This window comes from Shewanella sp. Koi 1 (assembly GCF_052907445.1).
The window spans coordinates 3,005,352-3,024,092 of sequence record NZ_JBREJM010000001.1 but is presented as its reverse complement, the minus strand read 5'-3'; the positions used below and the strand labels follow the sequence as shown (position 1 = coordinate 3,024,092).

The window sequence follows — 18,741 nt, the reverse complement described above, 5'->3', positions numbered from 1 at the left end:
TAACCCAGCCATAGCGCTGGGTTTTCTTTTTTTTGGAGTATTAACAATGCCCTTACTCGGTTTTGACCCTGGCAAACCAAGCACCATTTCAACGGCACAAGCTAAGCAAAACGAACAAGGCATCATGGGGGATATGGTTGACAATTTTCAGTCAGGCATAGCCTCTAGTGTTGGCAGCATGTTTGATATGGTCGGCGCTGATGGCATGGCAAAGTCATTTAGAAATATTGCCGACGAACAACACAGCCAAATGTCTAGCAGTGGACAGGAATCGCTTGCTAAGCCGATGTTCCAAACCAATGACCAAGGCGAAACCGAACTAGGCGAGGGGATGACCGACCTCGATACTTGGTTGCTCAATTTTGCAGGCATTGCAGGCCAGCTTGTATCCACCGCTGTGCCCGGTGCAGGCGCAGCAGGTTTAGCCACTAAAGCCCTAAGCCTTGGCTCAAAGGGCGCTAAGGTGGCGCAAGCGGTGGGTATGGGCGTCACTGGCGGTAGTGCGGCTACTGGTCAGGCCATGGAGCAAGCGAGTCAAGAATATTTAAAGATGCCGGATGACATTAAGGCGCAGTCACCGCTTTTCCAGAAATATTACCGACAAATCCAATCCGAACAGCCTGATTTAGATGTTGATAGTAAATGGGCATTAGCTGATAAGCGTTTAGACGAACAATTAAAAAACGAAGTACGCAGCGACCCAAAAGTGCTACTGGCTAACTTTGCCGCCTCTGCCATTGGTGATCCTGTCATTGGTAGAGCGCTAACCGGCGTGCGCTTGGCAAAATCTGGCGCGCTGCGTAGTGCGCTCGCTGGTGGTATTACCGAGGGCGCAACCGAAGCCACACAAGCGGGGGTGAGTCAATATGCAGTGGATAACGTGCTATCGCAAATTGACCAGCGTGATCCGATGGCTGGCGTTAAACTGGCAGCGCTTAATGAGGGGATTATTGGCGCTGGCTTTGGTGCTGGTGCTGGCAGTATCGGTGGCCTTGCTAATCGCAATCCTGCTAACCGTGAACCTGTTAACTCTCAACCCGCAAAAAATCCTGCCGCCGATCCTATTCGGGAAAGCAACCCAACCGTAGCCGGTGCAATGGATGCCGACGCACAGCAAGCCGCTGATCGCCGTGCCCAAATTGACAGCATGGCGGATAGCATGGCGCAAGCCAGCCAAGCGCAGCAGACACAACAACCTAATTACGATCAACCCACTGCCGCCCGTCGTGCTGGCATGGGAGACACTATGCAGGCTGGACGCTTTGGTGATGAGGCCATCGCGCGCGACAATGCGATGAAGGGCCGCAGCTTTCCAACTGTGCCAGAACAGTTCAATAAGAGCCCACTAACGCAAGCAATGGATAGCGTGCAGGGGCTAACTGATCAGAGCCGTGAAGGGGAATGGTTGCCGCCACTCTCGGAACAAGAGCGTCAAGGCAGCAGCCCTGTTACTGGGCTATTAGCTGCGCCATTTATCGACGGCGAAAACCTCAGCCGCCAGCATACCCGCGACACTATGGCCGCGCAGCCAACTAACCTTATCGGGCAGTCGGATACCATTTTTGCTAATGATGGCCGAGCTCGCCAAGCTGCGCAGCAATTTGCCGACACTACCGCGCGCCAAACTGCAGCAGAACCTAAGCAGATAACCGACAAGGGGATTATCTTTGCACCTGATACCACCGCCGTTAATAAAGAGTCGCCTCAATCGCAGGGTATCAATGTAAAATCGAACAACACGCCATTTGCCTCAGCTAAGGAGGCATTAATCAGCAAAGGCGCTCGCGCCGCTAAGCGTGAAGGCGCAGAGGTTGAATCGGTTAAGTTGGATAATGGCTTTGGCTGGCGCGTAGTGCCTAAAGCTGACGCAAGAACAGATGGTACAACCGATACCGTTGGTGAAAGTGGACTGACGTTATTGCATGGCTCCCCGAATCCCGCATTAAACATTGATGATATTGAGATCGTTCGCACAGGCCAGAAGCAAGGCAAGAAAGGCCGCTCATACGGTGGATTTTACGCAACCAGCGAAGCCGACATTGAGCAGGCTCAGGGGTACGCGTCAATGGCCGATGGCTCACCAACCATTCACAACATCAGCATCAAGCCGAACACTAAGGTGCTGAATAAAACGGGTGATATTACTCGCTTATCTGAAAACTATATCAATGAACTCACTGCACAGGGTTATGGCTTGGTTGTCGGCAAGGATCCGCGTGGTCGCACCGAATATGTCGTTATTGATAAAAACGCCATTAAAACTATTTCTCCAATGGAGAATATTAAACCAAAAAAGTCTGAACCCGCCCAAGACCTCGCCGGCGACAAGATAGATAACGAGTGGACCGCTTTTGCGCCTGAAACGGGCACGCTGAATATTCCCCGTTCTGAAATGCCACAGATTAAGGCTGAACACCGCGGCGCCATGGTTAACTTTATGAAAGCCCGTGGCGTTGATCATACTACCGAAGAAGTACCAGCCGACTCGCTTAAACCAACACAGGCCGAGTTTTCACCCGCAAAAGTGAAAAAAGCCTTAGGTTTTGAAGGTGGCGACCGTTCTATTTTGGTGTCGAGCGATAATCATGTGCTTGACGGCCATCATCAATGGCTGACGAAGCGCGAGAAGGGCGAGCAGATTAAAGTGATCCGCCTGAATGCACCGATTAAAGAGCTAATCAATCTTGCCCGTGAGTTCCCAAGCTCTGAAACGCAAGCAGGTGCAACGCAAGCTGTTGATAATAAAGCCTCAAAAAAAGGTGAAAAAGCGGAAATGGCTAAAACCGCTATAAATGACAGCAATGAAACACCTGCTATCCTGCGCACCTCTAAAACCAAGTGGGTACAAGCTGAGATTAAAAAGCAGGGCTTTAAAAAAGGCTCCCCAGGTTATGACGATGCAGTAAGCAAGCTCAACGACTCATACGAAACCGAAATTGATAAGGCCTTGGCCGAGTCATCCTTTGAGACTTACCAGCAATTTAACAGTGATACGCCTGAAAGCATCAACCGCATGGCTTATGCCGAACTGCGCAAAGAGTTTGGTTTGGATGCGCAGGAAGCCAACACAGAAAAAACAGTAACTAAAAAACCTAAGGCTACAGCGGCAACTAAAAAACCAAAAGCCAAAGAAGAACCCAAAGCAGTAGATGATAGTGATCAGCTATCTTTCTTCGATAAACCCAAGCGCGGCAAAAACAAAGGCGCACGGCTATTCACCCAAGGTGAGGCGCAGCGAGCGGTAAACGATGTGATCGCTAAACTTAGCGGCGGCGCAGGTGTGCGCGTTAACCTATTTACTAGCCAAGATGAATTTTTAAAGCGCTTTAATCTGTCATCAATGGAGATGGAAGGGCAAACCATCTACGGGGCTTACGATGATAAGCGCCACTCAGCCTATTTAATTTTGGATAATTTCAGTTCTATTGATGATTTGCGCTCAACGCTGGTGCATGAGGTTTTAGCTCACGGCGGCTTGCATACCGTGATCGGCGCGCAAAAGTACCAGCAGTTTATTGCCAAGCTTAACTCTAGCCGTAGCCGTAAAGAGTTTAAGGAGCTTTGGGCCAAGATTGATAAGGATTACGCTGGCGCATCCGATGCTGTGAAAGCCGAGGAAGTCTTTGCCAACTTTGTGCAAAACCAACCTGAGCGAGGAACGGCTAAGGCGTGGTGGTTTGAGTTGACTAAATGGCTTCGCCGCCAGCTTGAGGGATTGGGGATCATCAAGTCCAACATTACCCGCAATGAAATGGAAGATATGATGCAGGCCATTGTGCGCGGCTTTGATAAGCGCAAGCAGCGCATGGATAGGGCGAATAAAGTGCTTGATGCGCGTGATGAATCGCCCTCTGACATTCTCTTTAGCAAAGCAGCTACTGCGCCAGATGAGCGCACCGCCAAACAGAAGCTAGGCCTTGAGGAAGAAGCCGAGCAAACGCTAAAAGAGAAGATCACCGAGAATTACCGCAATACCGCCGACACGCTTAAGCAATCAAGCTTTTGGAGCCGCCTGAATGAGGGCATCTTCGACGGTTTGCACGGTATCAAAAAAGCCGAAGAAGCCGCAGGCATTACCGATCCTAATAAGATGGGTTATGTGTCTGCGCGTCTGGCGTCGGGTTTATCGGACGTATTGCACGGCGTTTTCCATTACGGTGCGCCCATGTGGAAGGATGGCATTATTCAGCGCAAGGCCGACACAAAAGGATTGCTTGAAGTGTTCGGCATGTTGCCAGACGGCGAGCTTAACAACTGGCTTGCGTGGATGGGCGCTAATCGCGCCAAGCAGCTAAAAGCGCAGGGCCGCGAGAACAACCTATCACAAGCCGATATTGACGAACTGCTAGCCCTTGCCGACGGCAAAGAAAAGCTATTTGAAGATGTGCGCGCAGAGTACAACAAGATTAACTCTGCCGTGCTCGATATGGCTCAAGGCGCAGGCCTGATTAGTGAAGCCCAGCGCGCCGGATTTGATGAGCAGTATTATGTGCCGTTCTTCCGTGATATTGAGGCAGACGCTGGCTTTGAGGAGTTCGCAGCCGTATATGCACCCAACAGCAAAAAAGGTATTGCTGGCCAGAAGCCGAAAATCCAAGAGCTAAAGGGCGGCAAGCAATCGACCAAAGACCTGCTCGAAAACATTATCTTGCGCCAATCAACCATGATTGATGCAGCGCTTAAAAACAAAGCCATGCTCGAGGTGGTAGAGAATCTAGACGGTACAGGGTTTATGGATAAAATCACGGCCAACGAGTATTCGCTGTTATCCGAAGACGAGCAAAAGCGCACGGTAAGAATGATGGTTAACGGCAAGCAGCAACGGGTGGTGGTGTCTGATCCCGCGCTATTAAGGGCATTAATGGCGATTAATGACGTCAGCAGCCGTTCGTTATTTAATCGCATGGGCCGCAGCGCTAAACGCTTTTTAACCGCAGGTATCACCTTATCACCTGACTTTATCTTGAAAAACTTTATCCGCGACGCGGCGCATGCGTGGATGATCAACAAGGATGATTTTAAGCTAGGCATTGATTCGGTTAACGGATTGAAAAAGGCATTTAAGGAAGATGAAGCCTACCGCGATTTGATATTCAGCGGCGCAGCGTTTCAGGGTGGGTATGTACACGGAGCAGATCCAGAAGCAGCCGCGCAGCAAATTCGCCGCGCGTTATCTAAGAAGGGACTCACAGCTAAACAGATTGATAGCTATATGGGCAGCTTAGTCACTAATAGCAAGAAATTGTTCGAGGTGTACCGTAATTTCAGCGATAAGTTCGAAAACGCTAACCGGCTATCAACCTATGAGGCGGCTTTACGCTCGGGTAAATCTCGCCGCCAAGCCGCGTTCGAGGCCAAAGACCTGATGGATTACAGTCTCAAAGGCAACTTTGCGCTAATCAGCACCATGATCGACTTTTTACCGTTCTTCAACGCGCGCTTGCAGGGTATGTATAAATTAGCCCGGGCATCAGCCGCGGGTGAAAATGACAAAGTGCTTAAGGTACTGTCAGCAAACTTGGCGATGAAGGGGTTAAAAGTGGCCGCATTCTCGCTGGCACTTGCCGCATGGAATGAAGATGACGAGCGCTATAAAAAGTTGCCGGACTGGGATAAAGATGCCAACTGGCATTTCTGGCTAGGTGATCATGAAATCCGCATCCCAAAACCATTTGAACTCGGTATTATGTTTGGCACCTTACCTGAGCGCTTATTTAACTTTGGTACTGGCTCGCAAACGGGCAGCGACTTAGGCCGTGCCACCGCCAGCGCCTTATTCAATACCATGGCACTTAACCCGTTGCCACAGTTTGCACTGCCTGCCATTGAAGTGATAGTGAATAAGTCATTCTTCAAGTGGACTGATATCGAGGGCATGGGCGATGAGAACCGTATGCCAGGTGATCGCTATAACGCTTACACCAGCGATACCGCGCGCGAAATCGGTAAGTTCTTTAACGTTAGCCCTAAAAAGATTGAGCACCTAGTCAATGGCTATGCTGGCACACTCGGCGCTTATGTATTGGCGATATCTGACATTATGGCGCGCCAGATGCTTGGACGCGAGAGCGCCGAAACCCCCATCAGCCGTTACCCGGTGATCAAAGCGTTTTACGGCGGCGATGCGCCAAAGGGTAACACCTATTATCAGAACGAGTTTTACAAGGCGCTTGATGCCGCTAATCAAGCCTATGGCAGCTATAAGCGTGCCGCCGAGGAACAAGATTCAAGCCGTATGATGGCTGTGCTTGAGGATAATCGCGATAAGTTAGGCGTGCGCATTGCGCTTAACCGTGTGCAGCGCCAAGTATCGGCATTGAGTAAGCAAGCGGAAATAGTTAATAACTCGAGTATGAACCCAAGCGAAAAACGCGAAAAACTGGATGCCATTACTCGCCAGAAGAACGCGATTTATCAAAGCGCTTATGTCGGCTTTAATCTGCGTGAGTGGTGATCACTTTACGCAGGTTTTTAACGTCATATCGCAGCGAAAACCAATAGGGCACTCACTATTAAGCGTGCATTGCCCATTGATATTAGTGTTAGGCAATGTGCTGCTGGGGTTACTGATCGTCGGCAATGGAGTGCCGTACTCATTGGCCTTTTGCATGCACTGACCAGTGCTTTGAAGTGGCCCCTTAATGCACGATAAACCTAGGCCGCATTCATAATCTGAGGTGCAGCCGCTCGATGCAGTTAATGGTGTCGGTGGGATAGTTTGTGGTACTGGAATAGGTGCTACTTTGGTGGCTTGCACTTGCTGCTGGTAGGCGGGTTGCTGATAATTTTGCTGGTAATATTCAGTTGCATTAGGCGCTTGAGGTGTTGGTGGTATGATGATGGGGGCCGTTAGTATACCAGTGAGCATGCCAACACTACTGATCACCGACGACCATATAATGGCTTCGCCATCACTCATACCTTGTTGCTGTTGTCGCTGTTTTACAACAGCATTATCTCTTTCTTGTAAATATGCGACGACAGCTGGCTCATGCTTTAAATCGCTAGCGAATTGATTTTCATCTCCAACATAGGGAATTTCTATAGTGTAAACCTTTTTAAAATCACAAAGATAATTTGTTGATGTTGGCATGTTAGTTGCGCCGCTTTGCCACTTTGCAGACACGCCTTTAATGCCATAACAGCCATTTTTATAATGTTGGCCTGTTGGTGCATAAGTAACAACTAGCGGTGATATACCTAAAAATTTACCCGTCTCTACCTCATAAATTTCAGCACCAATAGGTGATGTTACATAGTTAACTTCTGGGGTATAGGCGGCGCACCCCGTCAGCAAAGCCACCAATAAACTAAGCGAAATATTCCTTTTCATGCAGCATCCTATTACATCGTTAACTGATTGGTTAGCTCTCTAATTTTGCTGTCTGAGTTTATGAATTTGTTTGTTGTAAACGCAGAGCGACTTGCATCGTAAGTAACCTGACCTATACGCTTTTGTCCACTAATATCGGTCATCCAAATATTCGCATAAACCATATAAGTGGCTAGGTCCCATCTCCAGTTAGCAACATAAAATAGCAGAGCATCACAATGTGCAGCATCAGCCTCGGCAATGTACCATTGTGGCTGCCACGCATTATGCTGCATCGTATAGCGCCCTTGTATTACGGTGGTTTTATAACCCTTGAATTGTAATTCAGAAGTGATCGCTGTAACGACGCCTTCTTTAACAGCATCGTGACGAACTACGCAAATACTGGTAGGTTTTTCGCTTAATTGAGTAACTTGCTGGAGTGGTGCTGCACAACCGGCTAAAAATAATACGGTGATAGCTAACATTATATATTTAAACATATTCTTTCCTTGAAATGCTTTGTTAGTTACTACATTGCCGTAGTCACTACGCCTATCAATGTGTGCATAGTATACGGTAACAAATTGTTAACCTAAAATAAAATAGTCACTTTGTCACCATCTATTTCAACGATATAACCAGCTTCCCCAAACACTTTATTAATCAGGCTCAAGAACTGACAGAAGAGCTAAGCAGGAATTCCAGCTTAGAAACGTATAATTATTAGTGTTTTTTGAAAGTCACGCTCTGCTTCCTTAAGCTCAAGTTTATACCCAAGTTTTTCCAGTGTGCTGCAAACTCTATTTATTGTTTCAACGTAAGCATCTTGTACATCGCTACGTTGGCTCTCTGGTTGGTGATCATCTGGTGAAATGGATGTTTCACTCTCACCATTAATTATAGCTTTATTTACCTTGCTAATTATTTCGCTTACTAAGCGTTCCTCTATGCTGTTTATAACAAGAGATTTTGCGCGAGATTTTGCCTCAGATGCAGGAACCAGCTTATCTATAGGCATTTTTCCAAATGACTGCTCAAGTCTAAAGACAATTTCAGAATTGACAGATCGACCGCTTAACTCGGCTGCATGGTGAAGCCCAGCCTTTACGTGCTCAGGTACACGGATATTTATCTGTGGGTTTCTTGTGGTCATTTTTCATTTTTGTGGAAAATAATAATTGACACTATAGCCACATGCTACTACATTTCAATGGTAGCCACATGCTACTATTTTTAAAAAGGATATGAGAAATGACAAAACGTATAGAGACTAAACGAAAGCTTATGTTGCGGTTACCACACGAAGTACATCAAATGGCGAAAGAAGCAGCCGAAGATCAACATCGCTCGCTTAATGCTGAAATCGTTTACTGCTTAAGACAGGCTTACGCCTTAAAGCCAAAAAAGCAGGAGTCAGTATGAAAGTGCGCGAATACCCACAGATTAAAGTCAGGATTAGCCCTGAACTGAAACAAATGATAGCGAATGGGGCGGTATTAGGTAACAGAACGCTCAATAGCGAAGTGTGTCACCAGCTAGAAAAGGCGTATGGACTAAAAAGCCCACATGAAGTCGCATTAAATGAAAAAGCCTCAACTGTTGGAGCAGTCGAGGCTCATGAATCAACACTTAACACGCAAAGTAAAGGTGATTGCAATGGAAACTATAGCAAATAACAGCAGCTTTATACAACGTCGAAATAATCAACTTGCCGCTATGGCCGAGAATGCTGCAATTGTATCGCTCGACAGCCAAGGTCAAGCCGTTACCACATCCTTAGCGATAGCCGAAGGTGTGGGTAACCCGCACTCAACTGTGATCAAGTTAATTCGTCAGTATGCGAGTGATTTAGAGGAGTTTGGAATGGTTGGATTTGAAATCCAGCCAAAACAAACTGGTGTCCGAGGTGGTAGTGACACAGAATACGCCATCCTCAACGAACAACAATCGACATTGCTAATGACCTACATGCGCAACAATGATGTAGTGCGCGAGTTTAAAAAGCGACTGGTAAAAGCGTTTTATGAATTAGCAAATAAAGCCAAGGGCACTCAGTCAAATATTTATGACCAGTTGAGTGATCCTGCCAGCATGCGCCAATACCTATTAACCTACGTTGAAAAGGTTATCGAGCTTGAAGAACAAATTAAGGTAACTCAGCCAAAAGCGGTTGCGTATGATCGCCTTGCCACCGCCGACGGTAGTTTGTGCATTACCGATGCCGCTAAGCAGTTGCAGCAACGGCCTAAAGACTTATTCGATCTGTTACAGCGCAAAAAGTGGATTTACCGCAGACCGGGCTCCAGCTGGCTTGGGTATCAAGACAAGTTACAGCAAGGTTTTCTGGAGCATAAAATCACTGAGGTAGATCGCGGTGATGGCAGCACCAAGATCACCTCACAAGTCAGGGTAACCCCTAAAGGTTTAACCCACTTGTCTGCAACCTTATCTCAACCAGCGCAATAGGTGACGCAATGAATACACTTAAATTTAAGCGTAACCCAGCGTTACCACTGCACGCATTGCCATTTATTGGTAAATCGAACAAAAAACCTAACGGATTGTTATCGTTTTGGAAAGTGCCCACAACGGGCGGTTATTGCGGCGGGTTATTAACGGGCAAGGCGTTAGCGAAGATTTACATTAAGTACTTGTCAGAACATGCTGCGTCAAGACAGTTCGGCACGTTACAGACAATCGCTCTGGATATGTTTGGTAACAATCCATTGAATGAAAATGTAGATCAAGCAGCCTTTAGAGGGCAGGTGGTCGGATTTTTTGAGGAGATAGAAAACTGGTTAGTACCATCAGCAGTATTGTTAAAGGACGAGATTAATAACTTGGATAATAACGAGTTGTTAACGATGGCGAACGAGGGAATATTGATGCAAGAGTCTGCCTAAAACGTACTGAATTAGTATGAATAAGAAGCCGGATTATTCCGGCTTTTTTCTAAAATAGATCCTCAAGGATCATAAGCACCATGCCAATTAAGCCAAGCAAAAAAAATAAAGCCTCTTGATCTTGTCTCCAACTGCGCGCTTTCTTCCCGCCGACCTCAAGCATGAATAATCCCAGCGCCATGATCGGCAGACCGAGCAGCCAGCTAATATTCTCGCCAGCGGCATAACCTAAGATGACTAAAACCAGCATGGCGATTAGGTGCATACGGCCCCTTAAAAATAAAACCCGCCTAGAGTATAGGCGGGGATTGGTTGCGTGATTACTAGCTCCACCTGATATCAAGCTTCAACGCATTCATCACTAATTCCGTTTATCGTCGCAGACCTCCCAGCCTGCATGGAGCTTTAACCCGCTCTCGCGGTTTGAGCCCTAGGCGGTATCGATATTCACGGAGCCGCCTCTGTATTCCGTGAACGTCAGACCGAAACCGCGTCACCCGGTAATGTGTTGGCCTACCTTTATAAATCGGCAAATCCCTGTCACCGGGATAATCACATTTCTGTGCAACACATTGGTCAAGGTAACTAATCGTCACGTTCCGGCTTACGCATATCTGTTGCCGTCTTTTGCGTTAAAGTGTATGCCATAGTCACCTTGCCAATATGCCCCACACTAACGCAGTGGGCTCGAGCGCTTTGCTAGTCAAGATTTTTAAAACACCACAAGGAAACACCCTTGTTGCGCTATTAAAGTTTGCCCCTATGAAAATCTATTGCAAGCGGTTTTTCAGTCTCTTTGCGTGTAGGCAACTAACCACGTATAATTAGCCCACTTTTGGAACTGTGTACATAGCAGTGTACATGCAAACAAAATATGCAGAATGCGAGGTGATAAACTCCTTGTTTTCAAAAAGAATTTTATCGAAGATATAACTAATGAGTGAAAAATTGCAGAAAGTCTTGGCCCGTGCAGGCCATGGCTCCCGTCGTGAGATGGAGGCATGGATTGCTGCAGGCCGAGTTAGTATTGATGGCGTGATTGCCAATCTTGGCGACCGTATCGAAGCCGATGCGAAGGTTCGCATCGATGGTAGAGCCGTATCGCTTAAGTCCGCCGACGATGTGATTTGCCGCGTACTCGCCTATCACAAACCCGAAGGTGAGATTTGTAGCCGTAAAGACCCTGAAGGTCGTCCAACCGTGTTTGACCGTTTGCCGAAAGTGCGTGATTCCCGTTGGGTTGCGGTAGGCCGTCTGGATATCAACACTTCAGGCTTATTGCTGTTTACCTCAGATGGTGAACTCGCTAACCGCTTGATGCACCCGTCTAACGAAGTTGAACGTGAATACGCGGTACGTACCTTTGGTGAAGTACCTGAGGCTGCGGTACAACGTCTGCGTACCGGCGTAATGTTAGAAGACGGTATGGCGCAGTTCGATGCCATTAAAGCTGCAGGCGGCGAGGGCATGAACCAATGGTGGCACGTATGTTTACGTGAAGGCCGTAACCGCGAAGTACGTCGTTTATGGGAATCCCAAGAGGTGCAAGTCAGCCGTCTTATCCGTGTCCGTTACGGTATGGTGGAATTGCCTAAATCTCTGCCACGTGGTGGCTGGGTTGAATTGCCGATTGAGCAAGTTAACTATCTGCGCCAATTAGCGGGTCTTGAACCTGAAACTCGTACTATGCTGGCCGCCGATAAACACAGTGTGGCCCGTGCTCAGGTGAAGAGTGCTAAAATTCGCCGCGCCGTACGCAAGCATAAAGTGACAGCGACGCCTAAGGCTAAGCCAACACGTCAGCGTAGTTAATGTTATTCGAGTGATGTTATGTCTCTCAGTAAAAAGGCCGCTTGCGGCCTTTTTTGCTTTCTGCGACTGATAAAAATAAAGGGAGCGTAGGGCTCCCTTTATTTTATCTATTAGTGCATTAGATCTGTGTTGCTTATTGAGCGTTAAATTGCTGACCGTTAATTTCGCTAGAATCTTGCCCCATTAAATAGAGGTAAGTTGGCATGATTTCTTCGGCTGTTTTTAAATCTAATGGATTTTCGGCAGGGTATGCTTTAGCACGCATTTCGGTGCGAGTCGCGCCTGGGTTAATGCTGTTAACGCGTACAGACGTGCCATCACATTCGTGGGCGAGTACTTGCATCATGCCTTCGGTGGCAAATTTAGAGAAGGCATAGGGACCCCAGTAGGCGCGGCCCTGACGGCCAACACTGCTTGAGGTAAAGATAATCGAGGCACTGGGTGCTTGGCGCATAATAGGCAACAGAGCCTTGGTCAGCATGACCTGTGAGGTAACGTTGACTTTAAGTACATCTTCGAGTGATGGAATATCGATGTGTTCAAACGGGCCTAAAGCGCCGAGTAAACTGGCGTTGTGCAGCAAACCATCTAAGTGACCAAACTGCTCGCCAATAGTTTCGGCCATATCGCGGTAGTTTTGCTCGGTCGCACCTTTTAAATCCAACGGCACGATCGCAGGAGTTGGGTAACCCGCCTGTTCGATAACATCGTATACGGCTTCGAGTTTTTTAACGGTTTTACCGAGTAAAATCACGGTGGCACCGTGTTTGGCAAATTCAATGGCCGCCGCGCGACCGATACCTGCGCCAGCGCCTGTCACCAGTATGGTTTTACCTTTGAGTAAATCTTTTGCTGCTTGATATTCCAACATGAGCCTTTTATTCCTCTTGGCGAAAATGCCCGCCACTTCTAGAGTCGCCGAATTGCTAAACGCATGTTTCAAACAAATGAATGAAACTTTGTTATAAATAGCTAAAATGTTTGTGACAAACTTGTGGCTAACTCAATATTTTTACGTTAACTTGAAATGAGTTAGGGGCTAACATAAGCCCTATTAGTCATAGCTTTTGCGCTATTGTGACTAATTTCTTGGGGAAAACAAAACTATTACAACAAGATTTGGGGAAAAAAAATGAAAAGACTCATTTTGTGTGTTGCGATTGCATCAGCACTGGGCCTCACAGGATGTGGCGAGGACAGTTATAACGAACTCAAGGATAAGACAGACCCGCTCATCCCTGAATCCCATATGGTGTTTGACCCCGCGAATGCTAAAGTGCCTTTGCCTAATGATTTGTTGTTTAGCGGCACTACAGACGGCACCTTATCAATCCCGGGGGAAAGTTCGGGGAACTATGTCGATCCGCAAATTGCTCTTGGTGCCTTAGATGGATGGTCAACTACATCTCCCATTTCAATCGATCTCGAACTCGCTAAAGATCACGATGGCACACAACTGACCCTGATGGCCGCATCGGTAGCCCAACCGGGCGCAGTGAGAATGTTTGAGGCCACAGTGGGTGGTCCATTGTCATCTGATCCTGAATGTACCACTAAACCGTCAGTATCTGCCTGTAAAGTTGGCGACGAATTACAATTTGGTGTGGATTTTGTGTCGATGGCATCGGGTAACAAAGTTGTTATCGTGCCACTCAAGCCGCTTAAAGCCGGCCAGTCTTATATTTATGCGACAACCAAGTTAATCCAAGATTCAGAGGGACGAGGCATTGCCCCTTCAACGACCTATGGTACGTTGAAGATGGATATCAACACCTTACCCCTAGAAACGCCTGATCAATTGATGCTGCAAACCTTGATCAACAGTTATGAAAAGGGCATGGCTGCGGCACATAATGTCGATACCTCAACCATTACCTATTCAGGCTTGTTTACCACTCAATCGGTAGCAAACGTCTATGAAACCACAAAACTCTTGATGGCGCAGGGCGCGCCTTATGCCCCAAGTTTTGGGCAAATGCCCACCCCTGCGGGTTACACTGTGGCGCAGGCTGCAGGTTTAACTCCAGCAGATGGAACTGCGTATATAGTGTCGAATCTAGCCGATGTTTATACCGCTAAGATTAAATTGCCGATTTACGGCGACTGCTCTTCGGTCAGCTGCTTGTCATCCGCAGGTCAGCCGCTAATCAATGGCCGCTGGAAAGCCCAAGGTGATAGTCCTGTTTCGGTATTATTAGCGCTGCAAGCGGGTACCTTAAGTCAAACCAACTTTGGTATGCAGGCAGTAGCAAATGGAATTGCAAATCCTGCCGATGCCCTAGCGAATCCTTCTTTGATGGCGGGTAAAACCTGGTTGTTAGATGATGGAACCGCAGCGGATAAAACCAAGCATTTAACCAAATTTAACCCCATCCCTGCGATTAAAGGTTATGAAACGGTACCTGTACTGATTTCTATGCCAAATGCAACTAAACTCGCGGCCTTCTATCAGCAACAAGGGTTAACCTTTACCCCACCGACTTCTGGCTGGCCAACGACGATTGCGCTGCATGGTTTAGGCGGCGGTAAGGAAATGTCATTAGCCTATGCGGGCAGTTATGCCGCGATGGGCGTGGCAACGGTGGCCATTGATATGCCTTTACATGGTGCTCGCTCGTTTGACGCCAATGGCGATGGGATTTACGAAGTATCGGCAACCGATCCTTCCTTCGGTAACGTGATTGGTACACCCGATGCCTTTAAAAATGGTAATCCACTCGTCTTCGTGAATATCTCAAGCACGCTGTCGGTGCGGGATAACTTCCGTCAGGCCACCATGGATCACCTTGGCGTGCGTTTAGCCTTAACTGGTTTAGCACAGGGGCTTGCACAGGCGGGTCAACCACAAGTATTCGATATTTCCAAGATTAGTGCGCAGGGCTTAAGTTTAGGTGCGATTGTCGGTACCGACTTTGCGACTTATGCCAGCACGGGCATGAAAAATCCAAGCACGGGTGAAGCGCTACCTAACCCTTATGCCATCAATGCGGTCTCTCTGGCGGCACCAGCGGGTGGTTTAGCAGGCGCGTTTGCCGGTTCTGCGACCTTTGGCCCAGTGCTATTTAGCAATGTGACTGCCTCATCGACGTTCCAAGCATTAGTGGATAAAGCCAATACTGCGGGATACGAGCCAGGCAGCCCAGAATATGCGGCCTTAGTACAAGGGGTTTATGCGCAGTTTATTCCAACCTTTGCCTTTGCGGTGCAAACGGCGGTGGATTCGGCGGATCCGGTTAACCATGCAGGTATGTTGAAAGCAACGGGATTACCCGTGCACTTAATCGAAATCGCGGGTGATGGTAACGGTAACTTAGCTGACCAAGTGTTACCTAATCGCGTCGATAACTTCCCGCTCTCAGGCACTGAGCCGTTGATCTCGGCAATCGGTCTGCCTTGTGTGGATGCAACCACCAAAGGTTCTGGTGCGGTGCGTTTTGCTAAGGGTCACCATAGCTCAATTGTTGACCCAAGTGAGAAGAGTTCAACGGATGGTATGGCCGCTGCGGCAACCGTTGAGATGCAGACGCAAGTGGCGACCTATGCATCTACTGCAGGTAAAGGTGAAGCGACGATTTTTGTTACCGATCCAAGCGTGATTGCGACCTGTTCTAACTAGTCGCGTGTAAAATCCTAAAAACCCAGCCTTTGCTGGGTTTTTTTATGGCGCTTTAGGCTGTTAGAATAGCGCGCACTAAACCGGATCACCTTAGGCCCCAACGGAGAGTACTTTGGAATTTCTATACGAATATGGCATGTTTTTAGCGAAAGCCGTGACGATTGTGGTTGCGCTTGTTGCTGTGATTATTGTGGTGCTCGCGTCCACGGTGAAGCACAAATCGGATAAAGGTGAACTGAGGATCACCAATCTTTCAGAAGAACTGGAAGAGCTTAAACACAGCTTGAAGGAAGAACTGCTGTCGAAGAAGCAGTTTAAAGCCTACGAAAAACAGCTGAAAGCGGACGAAAAGGCGAAGGAAAAAGCGGCCGAAGAAGACAGCAAAGGCAAAGTTTTTGTTATTGATTTTAAAGGCAGTATTGATGCCGCCGAAGTAGCTTCTTTGCGGGAAGAAATCAGCGCGATTTTAACCATTGCCGAAAAGGGCGACGAAGTGGTGGTGAATGTCGAAAGTGGCGGTGGCATGGTGCATGGCTACGGTCTGGCCTCTAGCCAGCTTGACCGTCTGCGTCAGGCCGAAATCCCATTAACGATTTGCGTGGATAAGGTCGCTGCCAGCGGTGGTTATATGATGGCCTGTGTGGCAAACAAAGTGTATGCCGCACCATTCGCTATCGTAGGTTCAATCGGTGTCGTTGCCCAGTTGCCTAACTTCAACCGTTTATTGAAGAAACATGAAATCGACTACGAGCAACACACGGCCGGTGATTTTAAGCGCACCTTAACCGTGTTTGGCGAAAATACTGACGAAGGCAGACAGAAGTTCCAACAGGAGCTGGAAGAAACCCATGTGTTGTTTAAAGCTTTCGTGAGCAAGTATCGTCCTCAGCTCGATTTGGCTAAGGTGGCCACAGGCGAACATTGGTACGGTCAACAGGCGATTGAATTAGGTCTTATCGATGCGATTTCAACCAGTGATGATGTGTTAATGCAGTTAGCTGGCGAACGTACCGTGTACAAGTTGCGCTACCAAGTCCGTAAGAAACTGGCAGATAAAATCGCCCATGGTGCGTCTTTATCGGTAAATGCGATTTTTAATCGATTAGTTGAGAAAAATCGTCCCATGTAAGCCGACGAGTTAACTCAATCCTGATGAAAACGCCTGCGAATATGCAGGCGTTTTTGTTTTGTCCGAGCGCGAAATAAAATAATACATTTTTTTAACATTAAGTTTGGTTTAAGACTATTCAAAATAAGCGAGATCTTATACAACTAATCACCTAGGGAATTAAAAGCTGAACAAATCATATTAAGGATTTTCCATGTTACAGCGCGTCGACTATAAGACGAACCTGATGGTGGGTGATCAAATCTATCCCGCATTTGAGCTACGTAATATTCTCGATTTTATTGCCTCGCAGTTAGGCGAAAACGCCTTACAGCAAGTCTGTGAGCATATCGGCGTTGGCCAAGCAGAGCTCAATCATTGCCAGTTTGTGTTTGTGTGGCAGGTAGAGTATGCGATGGAGTTTTTACGTTTGCAGGGCGGCGACCCCGATATCGGCACTAAATTAGGCCTAAGCTATCGGGTGAGTAGTTTAGATGAGCTCTTGCCCCATCTCGCGCAGTTGACTTCTCTACAGGCCTGCCTGCAGTTTGTGGTCAATCATCCCCAACTGGTTGGCAGTTTTACCGATACCTTAGTGCGCCTCGAAGAAGACTGTGTCTGCATTCGTTGGCTCAACACTGGCCGTATCGACAAAGCACAATATGGATTTCAATTTCTGCACAGCATAGGTTCGCTGTTAGGGCTTGCCAGAGAGCTCACGGGGGAGTCGATAACGCTTAGGCAAATCCATTTGGCTGAACCTGTCCGTGACAGCTGTTTTTTAAGCGAAGCCACCGGTGCTCAAGTGCAGTTTAATTGTGAATATTACGAATGGAGTATTTCCCTCACCCATCTCGCGCTTGCCATCCAGTATCCTTTCCCTGCCTACGCCGAAAAGACCGCGTCGGTATCAAGCACATCCTTTATCGAAACCGTACTGGCGGCAATCAATGAACATTTTCCCCAAGTGCTCCATTTAGATGACATGGCGACGCAACTGCATATGAGCGATCGCAGCTTTCGGCGTAAGCTGGCACAGCTTGGCTCGAGTTACCAACGTTTAGTCGATCAGGTGCGTTGCCAAAGAGCGGTCGAGTTGATTTTAGCTAACGAGCTGGGTATTGAGGCGATTGCCGAGACCTTAGGTTACAGCGATGTTAGCCATTTCCGTCAATCCTTTAAGCATTGGATTGGCCATCCACCTGGGTATTTTAGCCGGCTAAATGGTGGGTAAAGGGAAGAGTGAAAGCGCTAATTAACAATTAACGCTTTGGTCTGTCGTCAAATATCACTCACACTCACTTTAAAGAACTTCGTTTTTTCGGATAGTTGTTTGAATTTCCAAGGCGGGTTAATTACCGTGATGTTTTTTATACCGAGCTTTGTTAAGTCATCTAATGAATAGTACCAGCCAATGTACTCTTCAGAATTATTTTGCTTTTGATACAAGGAACTTTGACCTAAATAGGTTATTTTTTGACTGACACCAACCTTAGTGAAAAACTCAGCTTCTCTGGACGTTGTTGTCTTCATATACGCGGTGAAGCTATCTCTGGCTGCTTTTTGTTGGCTCTCGGGTAAAGTTTTTAGGTATTCTTCCGTTGCTTCCTCCATCCCAGTGACACCGCCATGAAAACCAATAACAGCATGATTGGATATACGGCGCTTATGAGCTGAAGAGAATACATAATTAGCACAAGAAGATAGACAGTATTCGGTAACCTCGACGCCAAGATTATTGTTAAAAATAATCTCGCCTAAATCCATTCCTCGATTGACTTCACCTCCCTTGCTTTTAATTGATACCCACTCGATTTGGTGAGGATTGTTATCAATCAATGAGATAAGTTTTTGATTGGCTTCCTTAGAGAGTGCTCCCTCGTAGAAAACCGTATTATCTTTTAAGTTAACTTGGGTTTGTTCTTCTGCACTGGCATTAGAAAACGCGACAAAAAACAAGGTGAAAAATATAGTCTTACGCATGCCG

The 18,741-nt window shown here is 47.3% G+C and carries 15 protein-coding genes; 9 read left to right on the top strand and 6 right to left on the bottom strand.

Annotated features, from left to right (window positions below; genetic code table 11):
* Positions 1 to 46 precede the first annotated feature (46 nt).
* Complete coding sequence (locus ACUZ8J_RS13180; protein ID WP_446694054.1) at positions 47 to 6,454, top strand: LPD38 domain-containing protein; 6,408 nt, start codon at positions 47 to 49, stop codon at positions 6,452 to 6,454.
* Here ACUZ8J_RS13180 and ACUZ8J_RS13175 read toward each other — a convergent pair whose 3' ends face one another.
* The 3 genes from ACUZ8J_RS13175 to ACUZ8J_RS13165 all read right to left on the bottom strand — a co-directional run bounded on the left by ACUZ8J_RS13175 (position 6,455) and on the right by ACUZ8J_RS13165 (position 8,468).
* Positions 6,455 to 7,333 (bottom strand): hypothetical protein, encoded by an 879-nt coding sequence (locus tag ACUZ8J_RS13175; RefSeq protein ID WP_446694053.1) that lies wholly within the window; start codon positions 7,331 to 7,333, stop codon positions 6,455 to 6,457.
* A gap of 11 nt (positions 7,334 to 7,344) precedes the next feature.
* Positions 7,345 to 7,815: an Sbal_3080 family lipoprotein gene (locus ACUZ8J_RS13170; protein ID WP_446694052.1), complete on the bottom strand. Its 471-nt coding sequence runs from the start codon at positions 7,813 to 7,815 to the stop codon at positions 7,345 to 7,347.
* A gap of 206 nt (positions 7,816 to 8,021) precedes the next feature.
* Positions 8,022 to 8,468, bottom strand: coding sequence for an Arc family DNA-binding protein (locus tag ACUZ8J_RS13165; protein WP_446694051.1), 447 nt, complete (start codon positions 8,466 to 8,468; stop codon positions 8,022 to 8,024).
* A 98-nt stretch (positions 8,469 to 8,566) separates the two neighbouring features.
* Here ACUZ8J_RS13165 and ACUZ8J_RS13160 point away from each other — a divergent pair, with 98 nt between their 5' ends.
* From ACUZ8J_RS13160 to ACUZ8J_RS13145, 4 genes are read left to right on the top strand one after another with little or no spacing between them, the layout of a single operon-like run.
* Positions 8,567 to 8,737, top strand: coding sequence for an Arc family DNA-binding protein (locus ACUZ8J_RS13160; protein WP_446694050.1), 171 nt, complete (start codon positions 8,567 to 8,569; stop codon positions 8,735 to 8,737).
* Positions 8,734 to 8,991 (top strand): hypothetical protein, encoded by a 258-nt coding sequence (locus tag ACUZ8J_RS13155; RefSeq protein WP_446694049.1) that lies wholly within the window; start codon positions 8,734 to 8,736, stop codon positions 8,989 to 8,991. The genes ACUZ8J_RS13160 and ACUZ8J_RS13155 overlap by 4 nt, the downstream gene beginning before the upstream one ends.
* Entirely contained in the window at positions 8,972 to 9,781 is an 810-nt protein-coding gene (locus ACUZ8J_RS13150) for a phage antirepressor KilAC domain-containing protein (RefSeq protein WP_446694048.1), read from the top strand. The genes ACUZ8J_RS13155 and ACUZ8J_RS13150 overlap by 20 nt, the downstream gene beginning before the upstream one ends.
* Before the next feature lie 8 nt (positions 9,782 to 9,789).
* Positions 9,790 to 10,218: a hypothetical protein gene (locus ACUZ8J_RS13145; RefSeq protein WP_446694047.1), complete on the top strand. Its 429-nt coding sequence runs from the start codon at positions 9,790 to 9,792 to the stop codon at positions 10,216 to 10,218.
* Between the two features lie 49 nt (positions 10,219 to 10,267).
* On the opposite strand, the gene ACUZ8J_RS13140 is transcribed toward ACUZ8J_RS13145, so the two are convergent.
* The gene (locus ACUZ8J_RS13140) at positions 10,268 to 10,483 is read right to left on the bottom strand and encodes a hypothetical protein (RefSeq protein ID WP_446694046.1); all 216 of its coding nucleotides are present in this window, start codon (positions 10,481 to 10,483) and stop codon (positions 10,268 to 10,270) included.
* 671 nt (positions 10,484 to 11,154) lie between these two features.
* On the opposite strand from ACUZ8J_RS13140, the gene rluB reads away from it, so the two are divergent.
* A complete protein-coding gene (rluB, locus tag ACUZ8J_RS13135; protein WP_011716577.1) occupies positions 11,155 to 12,030 on the top strand; it encodes a 23S rRNA pseudouridine(2605) synthase RluB in 876 nt (291 codons plus the stop codon).
* Between the two features lie 133 nt (positions 12,031 to 12,163).
* Here rluB and ACUZ8J_RS13130 read toward each other — a convergent pair whose 3' ends face one another.
* Positions 12,164 to 12,901, bottom strand: coding sequence for a YciK family oxidoreductase (locus tag ACUZ8J_RS13130; RefSeq protein WP_011625827.1), 738 nt, complete (start codon positions 12,899 to 12,901; stop codon positions 12,164 to 12,166).
* Between the two features lie 261 nt (positions 12,902 to 13,162).
* Between ACUZ8J_RS13130 and ACUZ8J_RS13125 the strand changes: the two genes are divergently transcribed.
* From ACUZ8J_RS13125 to ACUZ8J_RS13115, 3 genes are all read left to right on the top strand, one after another.
* Complete coding sequence (locus tag ACUZ8J_RS13125) at positions 13,163 to 15,646, top strand: VolA/Pla-1 family phospholipase (protein WP_446694045.1); 2,484 nt, start codon at positions 13,163 to 13,165, stop codon at positions 15,644 to 15,646.
* A 112-nt stretch (positions 15,647 to 15,758) separates the two neighbouring features.
* Positions 15,759 to 16,775 carry a protease SohB gene (gene sohB, locus ACUZ8J_RS13120; RefSeq protein WP_109287437.1) on the top strand — a complete coding sequence of 339 codons (1,017 nt, stop codon included), beginning with the start codon at positions 15,759 to 15,761 and terminating at the stop codon, positions 16,773 to 16,775.
* Positions 16,776 to 16,968: 193 nt separating this feature from the next.
* On the top strand, positions 16,969 to 17,988 hold the full coding sequence (locus ACUZ8J_RS13115; protein WP_446694044.1) for a helix-turn-helix domain-containing protein: 1,020 nt from the start codon (positions 16,969 to 16,971) through the stop codon (positions 17,986 to 17,988).
* A 47-nt stretch (positions 17,989 to 18,035) separates the two neighbouring features.
* Here ACUZ8J_RS13115 and ACUZ8J_RS13110 read toward each other — a convergent pair whose 3' ends face one another.
* Positions 18,036 to 18,737, bottom strand: a complete 702-nt coding sequence (locus tag ACUZ8J_RS13110) for a hypothetical protein (protein WP_446694043.1) — start codon at positions 18,735 to 18,737, stop codon at positions 18,036 to 18,038.
* Between the last annotated feature and the right edge of the window lie 4 nt (positions 18,738 to 18,741).